This window comes from Blastococcus sp. SYSU DS0753 (assembly GCF_054051175.1).
In genome coordinates this window covers 1-9,682 of record NZ_JBJHAT010000045.1, presented here as the reverse complement: position 1 = coordinate 9,682, position 9,682 = coordinate 1, and the positions used below count along the sequence as shown (strand labels likewise).

Here is a 9,682-nt window from a genome sequence, read left to right as displayed (position 1 = left end):
CCCCCCCCCCCCCCCCCCCCCCCCCCCCCCCCCCCCCCCCCCCCCCCCCCCCCCCCCCCCCCCCCCCCCCCCCCCCCCCCCCCCCCCCCCCCCCCCCCCCCCCCCCCCCCCCCCCCCCCCCCCCGCCGCGGCGTGCAACGGTGGCACATCGCGGTGGCGCTCCTGCTGCTGGCCGCCGCCTCGTTCGGCTCGCTGTTCATCGGGGTCAGCGACCTCACGCCGCTGGACCTCCTCGACCCCGACGAGGCGCAGGCGCGGGTGTTCCTCACCAGCCGGGTGCCCCGGCTGCTGGCGATCCTGCTGGCCGGCTCGGCGACGGCGGTGGCGGGCCTGGTGATGATGTCGCTGACCCGCAACCGGTTCGTCTCGCCGCAGACCGCCGGCACCACCGAGTGGGTGGGGCTGGGGCTGGTCGTCGCCACGCTGTGGTTCGGCGGCGCCTCGCTGCTCGGCAAGATGACGATCGCGACGGTGTTCTCGCTGGCCGGCACCTTCTTCTTCGTCTGGCTGCTGCGCCGCATGGTGCTCACCGACATCCTCGTGGTGCCGCTCGTCGGCATCCTGCTCGGTGGCGTGGTCAGCGCCGCCGCGGCCTTCCTCGCGTACCGGTTCGACCTGCTGCAGTCCATCGACGCCTGGATGAACGGCGACTTCTCCGGCGTGCTGTCGGGCCGCTACGAGCTGCTGTACCTGGTGCTGGCCGCGACCGTGGTGGCCTACCTCTTCGCCGACCGGTTCTCCGCGGCCGGCATGGGCGAGAGCTTCGCGATCAACCTGGGCGTCTCGTACACGAAGGTGGTCACGACCGGGCTGGCCATCGCCTCGGTGGTGACCGCCATCGTGGTGGTGACCGTGGGCAACATCCCGTTCCTGGGCCTCGTCGTCCCCAACATCGTCACGCTGGCGATGGGGGACAACCTGCGCCGCGTGCTGCCGGTGACGGCCCTGACGGGAGCGGCCTTCGTGCTGGTCTGCGACGTCCTCGGCCGGATCATCCGCTACCCCTACGAGGTCCCCGTCGGCATGGTCGGCGGGGTCATCGGCGGGGTGCTGTTCATCGCGCTGCTGCTGCGGGCGCGCAGCCGGGGGGTCTCGTGAGCGTCCTGGACCGCACCGGGTCACCGACCGCGGCGCAGCAGGCGACCCGCCGGCGTCGCACGCTGGTCGTGCTGGCGGTGCTCGCCGTCGTCGCCGTCGCCGCCTTCCTGACCGTCGGGGTGAGCGGGTCCTGGAGCTTCGCGCTGCAGATGCGCGGCCGGCGGGTCGCGGCGATGGTCGTGGTCGGGGTGGCGATCGCGGTGTCGACCGTGCTGTTCCAGACGGTCGCGAACAACCGGATCCTCACCCCCGAGATCATGGGGTTCGACCGGCTCTTCGTGCTGATCCAGACCCTCGGCGTCTTCCTGCTCGGCGCCTCGACGGTCACCTCGACCGACCCGCGGCTGCGGTTCCTGGTCGAGGTCGTCGTGCTGGTCGCCTTCGGCGCGGGCCTCTACCGCCTCCTGTTCGGGCGCACCGCGCGCGACGTGTACGTCCTGGTGCTGCTCGGCGTGGTGCTCGGCGGCCTCTTCCTCAGCCTCACGCTGCTGGTCTCCCGGCTCATCGACCCCAACGAGTTCCTCACGCTGCAGGACCTGATGTTCGCCAGCTTCAACTCCGTCGACGTGCGGCTGCTGACGCTGTCGGCCGTGGTCGTCGGGCTGGTCACGGTCGCGGTGTGGCGGCTGCTCCCCCGGCTGGACGTCGTCGCGCTCGGCCGTGACACCGCGATCGGCCTGGGCGTCGAGCACCGGCGGGTGGTCAACCGGGCGCTGCTGGCGGTGGCGGTGCTCGTGGGCGTCGCCACGGCGCTCGTCGGCCCGGTGACGTTCCTGGGGCTGCTCGTGGCGAACCTCGCCCGCCAGCTGCTGGGCACCCACCGGCACGCCTGGGTGCTGCCCGGGGCGGCGCTGCTCGCGGTGCTCGCCCTGGTGGGCGGCCAGCTGGTGCTCGAGCGGGTGTTCGGTTTCAACTCGGCGCTGAGCATCGTCATCAACTTCGTGGGCGGGATCGTCTTCATCGCCCTCCTCGTCCGGGAGCCCCGTCAGTGAGGGAGCACGGCCAGTGATCGAGATCGAGAGCGTCTGCAAGTCCTACGGCGGCACCCGTGTGGTCGACGACGTCTCGCTGACCGTCCCCGCCGGCGGCATCACCTCGCTGATCGGCGCCAACGGCGCGGGCAAGTCGACGCTGCTGTCGGTCGCGGCGCGGCTGCTGCCCCCCGACAGCGGCCGGGTGCTCGTCGACGGCATGGACGTCGCCCGGACGCCGGGCCCGGTGCTGGCCCGCCGGCTGGCGGTGCTGCGCCAGGAGAACTCGATGACCGTGCGGCTGACCGTCCGCGAGCTCGTCGCCTTCGGCCGCTTCCCGCACTCGGGTGGGCGGCTGACCGCCGAGGACCGCGCGCGCATCGACGAGGCGCTGGACTGGTTCGAGCTCGGCCCGTTGGCCGATCGGCACCTGGACCAGCTCTCCGGTGGGCAGCGCCAGCGCGCGTACGTCGCGATGGTGATGTGCCAGGGCACCGACTACGTGCTGCTCGACGAGCCGCTGAACAACCTGGACATGCGGCACGCCGTCCAGATGATGCGGATGCTCCGGGGCATGGCCGACGAGCTGGGCCGCACCGTCGTCCTCGTGGTGCACGACGTGAACGTCGCCTCGGCCTACTCCGATCGCATCGTCGCGATGCGCGACGGCCACCTCGTCGCCGCCGGGCCCACCGCCGAGCTGATGACCCCGGAGCTGCTGCGGAAGGTGTTCGACGTCGAGGTGGACGTCCACGACCTCGGTGGGCGGCGGGTCGCGGTCCCGTGGAGTTGAGCCCACCGTCGCCGGGATCGCCGCCCCGCTGTTGATCAGGTGACCTGATCGTCCGGGGTCCTGGCTCACGGTGGACGGTGAGCCAGGACCCCGTCAGGTGAGCCAGGATGCGGCGGTCGGGACGGCGGCTCCTGCTTCGTCGTTCCACGTGGAACCGCGCGTGAGGTGCGCCACGACCGCCCCGCCCGGGGGAGTCTCGACGAGCGGATTTCCGCCGAGAGGGGTTAGATCATCTTGCATGTGCGGCCTCAGTGGCGAGATCACGTTCGACGGTTCGATGGCCGACACGACAGCGGTCACCCGCATGGTCGAGTCCCTGGTCCCCCGCGGTCCGGACGGCCAGGGCTTCTGGAGCAACGGGCGGATCACCTTCGGGCACCGCCGGCTCTCGGTCATCGACCTCACCACCTGCGGGTCCCAGCCGATGGTCGACAACGAGCTGGGCCTGACCGCGGTCTTCAACGGCTGCATCTACGACTACCAGGAGCTGCGGGCCGAGCTCGAGGGCCACGGCTACCGGTTCTTCTCGCACAGCGACACCGAGGTGATCCTCAAGGGCTACCACCACTGGGGCACCGACGTCGTCTCGCACCTGCACGGCATGTTCGCCTTCGTCATCGCCGAGCGGGACACCGGCCGGGTGGTCATGGCACGCGACCGGCTGGGCATCAAGCCCCTGTACCTCTCCGAGACGCCGGGCAAGCGGCTGCGGTTCGCCTCGACCCTCCCGGCCCTGCTGCGCGCCGGTGAGGTCGACACCTCCGTCGACCCGGTCGCCCTGCACCACTACCTGACCTGGCACGCCGTGGTCCCCGCGCCCCGGACGATCCTCAACGGCGTGCGCAAGCTGCCGCCGGCCACCGTCCGGGTCATCGAGCCCGACGGCACCAGCCGCGAGCACCGCTACTGGGAGGCCACCTACGAGCGTCGTCCCGAGCACGCGAACTGGTCCGCTCGCGACTGGGAGGACGCGATCGAGGAGGCGCTGCGGGTCGCCGTCCGGCGCCGCCTGGTCGCGGACATCCCGGTCGGCGTGCTGCTCTCCGGCGGGCTGGACTCGAGCCTGATCGTCGGCCTGCTGGCCCAGGAGGGCCAGACCGGGCTGGCCACCTACTCCATCGGCTTCGAGTCCGTCGGTGGCCGCGAGGGCGACGAGTTCCAGTACTCCGACGTCATCGCCGAGCGCTTCGCCACCGACCACCACCGCATCCGCGTCGGCTCCGACGAACTGGCCGGCTCGCTCGGGCACGCCATCGGTGCCATGGCCGAGCCGATGGTCAGCCACGACGTCGTCGCCTTCGACCTCCTCTCGGAACGGGTCAGCCAGTCGATCCGGGTGGTGCAGTCGGGCCAGGGTGCCGACGAGGTCTTCGCCGGTTACCACTGGTACCCGCCGCTGGCCGGCGTGGACCGCGACGAGGCGGTGCGCACCTACGCGAAGGCCTTCTTCGACCGCGACCATGCGCAGATGCGGCACGTGGTCTCCGGCCGGTACGCGCTCGACCAGGACCCGAGCCTGGCCTTCGTGCGCGAGCACATGTCCGCGCCCGGGGCCGAGACGGCCGTCGACGCCGCGCTGCGGCTGGACAGCGAGGTCATGCTCGTCGACGACCCGGTGAAGCGGGTGGACAACATGTCCATGGCCTGGGGCCTGGAGGCCCGGGTGCCGTTCCTCGACCACGACCTCGTGGAGCTCGCGGCCCTCTGCCCGCCGGAGCTGAAGCTGGCCGACGGCGGCAAGGGCATCCTCAAGGCCATCGGACGGCGCATCATCCCGCCGGAGGTCATCGACCGGCCCAAGGGCTACTTCCCCGTGCCCGCGATCACCCACCTGCAGGGCAAGGTGCTGGACCTGGTGCGGGACGCCCTCTCCAGCGATGCGGCCCGGGACCGCGGGCTGTTCCGTCCCGAGTACGTGCGGGAGCTGCTCGCCGACCCGAACGGCGAGCTGACCCCGTTGCGCGGGAACAAGCTCTGGCAGCTGGGCCTGCTGGAGCTGTGGCTGCAGACGCACTCGGTCTGAGGGAGATGACCATGGCACCCCGGCTCGCCGGCCACCGACGCCGGACTGCGGTGGCCAGCACGCCCGCGCTGACCGACCACTCGTGGCGGGAGCCGTCGGAGCACCAGCTGCAGGGCATGCAGTCCGACGTCGTGCTCGACATGGGGTGGGGGCGGCTGGTCTACGGCCAGACCTTCTCCGACCTGGAGGGCATCGTCGACGCGCTGCGCGCCGAGGAGACCGGCGAGCGCGACATCTGCATCTACCCCCGGGACCCGCACGTGCTGGTGGGGCTCGCACCCGACGAGCTGTTCATCGACCCGAGCTACACCTACCGGCTGGACCTGCACCGCTACCGGGCGCGGCACGAGCTGATCCGGGGGGTGTTCGTCCGCACCGCGACCTCGCGCGCGGACATGGACCGGATCAACGAGATCTACGCGCTCAACGGCATGGTCGTGGGCGACGCCGACGTCATGTGGCGCAACCACCGCACGCGCTGCTTCACGTACCTGGTGGCCGAGGACCGGCGGACGGGCGCCATCGTCGGCACGGTCACCGGGGTCGACCACGTCCTGGCCTTCGACGACCCCGAGGGCGGCACCAGCCTGTGGTGCCTGGCCGTGCACAACCAGGACGCCCCGCCCGGGGCGGGTGAGGCGCTGGTGCGGGTGCTCGCCGAGCGCTACGTCGGCCGTGGCCGTTCCTACCTCGACCTCTCCGTCATGCACGACAACAGCGGCGCCATCGCGCTCTACCGCAAGCTCGGGTTCACCCGGGTGTCGGCGGTCTGCGTCAAGCGGAAGAACCCGATCAACACGCCGCTGTTCGCCGCCCGGCCCCCCGGCCTGGAGAACCTGAACCCCTACGCGCTGATCATCGCCGAGGAGGCGCTGCGCCGGGGCATCCGGGTGGAGGTCACCGACGCCGAGTGGGGCGAGATGCGGCTGTCGGTCGGTGGCCGGACCGTGCTCACCCGCGAGTCGCTCTCGGAGTTCACCACCGCGGTCGCGATGAGCCGCTGCGACGACAAGCGCGTCACCCGCCGCATCATGGAGCGGGCGGGGGTCCGGGTGGCCCGGGGCGCCCGCGCCACCGCGGAGGACCTGGCGGCCGCCTCCGCCCTGCTGCGCGAGGTGGACGCCGTCGTCGTCAAGCCCGCGCGGGGAGAGCAGGGCAAGGGCATCACCGTCGGGGTCAAGGGGGACGCCGCCCTGCAGCGCGCCGTCCACCACGCGGCCCAGTTCTGCCCCGACGTCCTCGTGGAGGAGCTGGTGCCCGGCCAGGACCTGCGGGTGGTCGTCATCGACCGGGAGGTGGTCGCGGCCGCGGTCCGGCGGCCCGCGGAGATCATCGGCGACGGCCGGAGCACCGTCGCCGACCTGGTCCGCTCCACCAGCCGCCGCCGGGAGCGGGCGACCGGTGGCGAGTCGCGGATCCCGCTGGACGACACCACCGTCGAGGTCATCGCCGCAGCCGGCTACGACATGGACGACGTCCCCCGCAACGGCGAGCGGATCCAGGTGCGGCGGACGGCGAACCTGCACACCGGGGGCACGATCGAGGACGTCACCGACCGGCTGCACCCGGAGATCGCCGATGCCGCGGTGCGCGCCGCCACGGCGCTGGACATCCCGGTGACGGGGATCGACTTCCTCGTGCCCGACGTCGGCGGGCCCGACTACGTGTTCATCGAGGCCAACGAACGGCCGGGGCTGGCCAACCACGAGCCCCAGCCGACCGCGGAGCGCTTCGTCGACCTGCTCTTCCCGGAGACCCGCCGCCGCGGCTGACGCCCGGGCCGGGATCAGACCCGGCGCCGCCGCACGCGCTCGGCGGCGAGGGCCAGGGTCGGCCCCGGGTCGCGGGCGTCCCAGACGCTGGAGACGGCGCCCGGGAACCAGCGCAGGACCGAGGCGCCGTCGGCGAGCAGTCCACCCCGGCGCTCGGCCGCGGCCCGCCGCAAGTCGCCCGCCGTCCAGAGGTAGCGCACCCCGGCGGTCCCGTCGGGCAGCGGCGGCAGCGGCAGCCCGAGCGCCTGCCGTGCCCAGGCGTCCGGGAGGTTGGGCCCGGCCGCGGTCGACAGGGCCATCGACCCGAAGAACCGGCCGTTGAGGTCGATCAGCCGCAGGCCACCGTCATCGTCGCGCAGGAACTGCAGCTGCACGAGCCCCGACCAGCCCAGCCCGGTCAGCAGCCGGGTCGCACCGGCGGCGAGCTCCTCGTCGACCGGCACGGTGACGGCGCGGCTGGTGACCCCGCTCGGCGTCGGCCACAGCCGCAGCGCGCGTTGCTGGACGCGCCCGTGGAGCCGGCCCTCGTGCAGCAGCCCGACCAGCGCCTCCAGCTCCCCGTCGACGGGTTCCTGCAGCAGCGCCTCGAAGCCCGCGTCCTGCAGGAGCCGGACCCGGGGCCGTGCCTGCTCGACATCGGGGTAGCGGCGCGCCTCGATGCGCAGCCGCTGCCGCAGACCGGGCTGCCAGTGGGCGCGGCACTTCACCACGACCGGTCCGGTCCAGCCGGCGAGCGCGGCCGGGGTCGCCAGCTCCGTGCGGGGGGAGGGCAGCCCCGCGTCGGTGGCGCGCTGCGCCAGCTCGGCCTTGTCGAGCGCGGCCAGGGCGACCTCGGCGGGCGGGTGGACGACCACTGCGGGTACCGATCCCGCGCTGACCGCCAGGGCCGCCATCCAGTCATCGCCGCTGCCGAAGACGACGTCGTACCCGCCCCCGGCGACGGCGCGCCGGACCGCCGCCACGAAGTCGTCCATGTGCCCACGCGGGCGGGGTACGTGGTGGGTCCGCCGGCTGGAGCGGGAGGCGGCGACCATGCCACCCGCGTCGGGCGACCCGACGCCGACGTGCCAGCCGGCCCGGTCGAGCGCGCGGACGGCCGCCAGCGCCCCGCGGTCCCGGCTCGACGTGAGCACGAGCGCGCGACCGGCAGAAGGCATCGCGCAACCCTATGAGGTCGGGTCGGGCTGCGGGTGGGTGCCCCGGCCCGCCCGCCCGCACGGGGGGAGGTCGGTGGGCGGCTCAGGAGACCGGGCGCCGCAGACGGCGGCGTGCGAGGTCGCGCAGCTCGCCCAGCTCCGGCCCGCGCAGCGCGGCCAGGGCGGCGGCGTAGACGGCGGCCCCGATGAGGCCTCCCGAGACGATCTGACCGGCCGCGGTCAGCGTGTCCGCCGGCTCGCCCGCCCACCCCGCGAGCACGGCCGTGGCGGCGAGCCCCCCGGCGGCTGCCGCCGCGGAGGTGCGCGCGACCGTCCCCACCAGCGCCCGCGGGGTGACAGCGGCGTGCCGGCGCGCGAGGAGGGCCACGGCGAGCGCCGCCGCCAGCAGCAGGGACAGGCTCGTCGACGCCGCCAGGCCCGCGATGCCGAAGGCGACCCCCAGGGTGAGGTCGCCGACGACGTTGACGACCATGGCGGCCACGGCGACGACCGTGGGGGTCCGGCTGTCCCCGACCGCCAGGCTGGCCCGAGCGGTGGTGGACCGGAGCGCGATGCCGAGGACCGCCGCGGCCGAGAAGGCGACGGCGGTGGCCGTCGCCGTCACCGCGGCCTGGTCGAAGTCGCCCCGGCCGTACAGGAACTGGACGACCGGCCGGGCCAGCACGACCAGCGCGACGACCACGGGGACCAGCAGGGCGACGAGCAGCCGTGACGTGCGGTCCACGAGGGCGCGCAGGTCGGCCCGGCGGTCGGGTGCGCCCACGGCGCTGAACGTCGGGTACAGCGCGGCCACGACCGTCGCGACGAGCAGCGCGTCGACGAGGTGGATCACGCGGAAGCCGAGGCTCAGCGCGGTGATGACGCCCTCCCCCTGCGCCGAGCCGACGGCCCGGTCCACGAGCGTGTTGACGTTGAGGACCGCGCTGCCGACCAGCAGGGGCGGGGTCAGCCGGAGCACCTCGCGGACGTCCGGATCGCGCAGGGCCAGCCGGGGCCGCAGCCGCATGCCGGCGGCGCGGACGGCAGGGAGCTGGACGAGCATGCGGACGGCGGAGCCGACGACGAAGCCGACCGCGAGCGCCTCGATCCCGAAACGCGCGCCAGCCCAGAGCGCCGCGCCGATCATGACGAGGTTGAAGGGGACGCCCTGCAGCCCGGAGGCGAAGAAGCGGCCGTGGGCCTGGCAGGCGGCCGCGAGGATGTCCGTGGCGGCGATGAAGACGGCGGCGATGAGCACGATGCGGGTGAGCTCGACGGTCAGCGCTGCTGTCGCCTCGTCGAAGCCGGGGGCCAGCACCGCGACCACCTGCTCGGCGGCCAGGAACATCAGCACCGAACCGGCGACGAGCACCAGCGTGCCGAGGGTCAGCACCGTGCGCACCGTGCGATCGGCCCGCGGGCCGTCGTCCGCGGCCACCGCACGGGCGACGGGGGGCACCACTGCCCGCGCCAGCGCGCCGGCGACCAGCGCGAGCACCAGGTTCATGACGCCCTGGGCGACGAGGTAGGCGTCGAGCGCCGCGCCGGCACCGAAGACGGCGGCGATGACGGCGTCCCGGACGAACCCGAGGAGCTGGCTGACGGCGGTGAGGGAGATCAGGAGCGTCGCTGCCCGTGCCACTCCCCCGCGCCGGGGCCCGCGCCGGGCGTCCCCGGGTGGGGGTCCCCCGTCACGTGTCACGGGGTCCGATCATGACGGTCGACCGGGCCGGGGCTGCACCGGACCCGCCGCCACCCTCGCCCTCATCGGTGATCAGGTGACCTGATCGTCGGGGGGGGGGGGGGGCCGGGGCCGGGGGGGGGGGGCCCCCGCCCCGGGGGCGCGGGGCGGCGGCCCCCCGCCCCGGGCGCGGGCGGCGCCGCGCGCG

7 protein-coding genes are annotated in these 9,682 nt (G+C 74.1%); 5 read left to right on the top strand and 2 right to left on the bottom strand.

Annotated features, from left to right (window positions below):
• Positions 1-153: 153 nt before the first annotated feature.
• The 5 genes from ACI799_RS20890 (at position 154) to ngg (ending at position 6,657) form a co-directional block, all read left to right on the top strand.
• The gene (locus ACI799_RS20890; RefSeq protein WP_456613851.1) at positions 154-1,098 is read left to right on the top strand and encodes an ABC transporter permease; all 945 of its coding nucleotides are present in this window, start codon (positions 154-156) and stop codon (positions 1,096-1,098) included.
• Positions 1,095-2,090: an iron chelate uptake ABC transporter family permease subunit gene (locus ACI799_RS20885; RefSeq protein WP_456595958.1), complete on the top strand. Its 996-nt coding sequence runs from the start codon at positions 1,095-1,097 to the stop codon at positions 2,088-2,090. The genes ACI799_RS20890 and ACI799_RS20885 overlap by 4 nt, the downstream gene beginning before the upstream one ends.
• A gap of 13 nt (positions 2,091-2,103) precedes the next feature.
• Positions 2,104-2,862 carry an iron ABC transporter ATP-binding protein gene (locus ACI799_RS20880; RefSeq protein WP_456589659.1) on the top strand — a complete coding sequence of 253 codons (759 nt, stop codon included), beginning with the start codon at positions 2,104-2,106 and terminating at the stop codon, positions 2,860-2,862.
• 238 nt (positions 2,863-3,100) lie between these two features.
• Positions 3,101-4,885 (top strand): N-acetylglutaminylglutamine amidotransferase, encoded by a 1,785-nt coding sequence (locus tag ACI799_RS20875; protein ID WP_456590143.1) that lies wholly within the window; start codon positions 3,101-3,103, stop codon positions 4,883-4,885.
• 11 nt (positions 4,886-4,896) lie between these two features.
• Positions 4,897-6,657, top strand: a complete 1,761-nt coding sequence (ngg, locus tag ACI799_RS20870) for an N-acetylglutaminylglutamine synthetase (protein ID WP_456613850.1) — start codon at positions 4,897-4,899, stop codon at positions 6,655-6,657.
• Positions 6,658-6,671: 14 nt separating this feature from the next.
• On the opposite strand, the gene ACI799_RS20865 is transcribed toward ngg, so the two are convergent.
• Positions 6,672-7,814 (bottom strand): ATP-grasp domain-containing protein, encoded by a 1,143-nt coding sequence (locus ACI799_RS20865; RefSeq protein WP_456595957.1) that lies wholly within the window; start codon positions 7,812-7,814, stop codon positions 6,672-6,674.
• A gap of 82 nt (positions 7,815-7,896) precedes the next feature.
• Positions 7,897-9,435: a murein biosynthesis integral membrane protein MurJ gene (gene murJ / locus ACI799_RS20860; RefSeq protein ID WP_456613849.1), complete on the bottom strand. Its 1,539-nt coding sequence runs from the start codon at positions 9,433-9,435 to the stop codon at positions 7,897-7,899.
• Between the last annotated feature and the right edge of the window lie 247 nt (positions 9,436-9,682).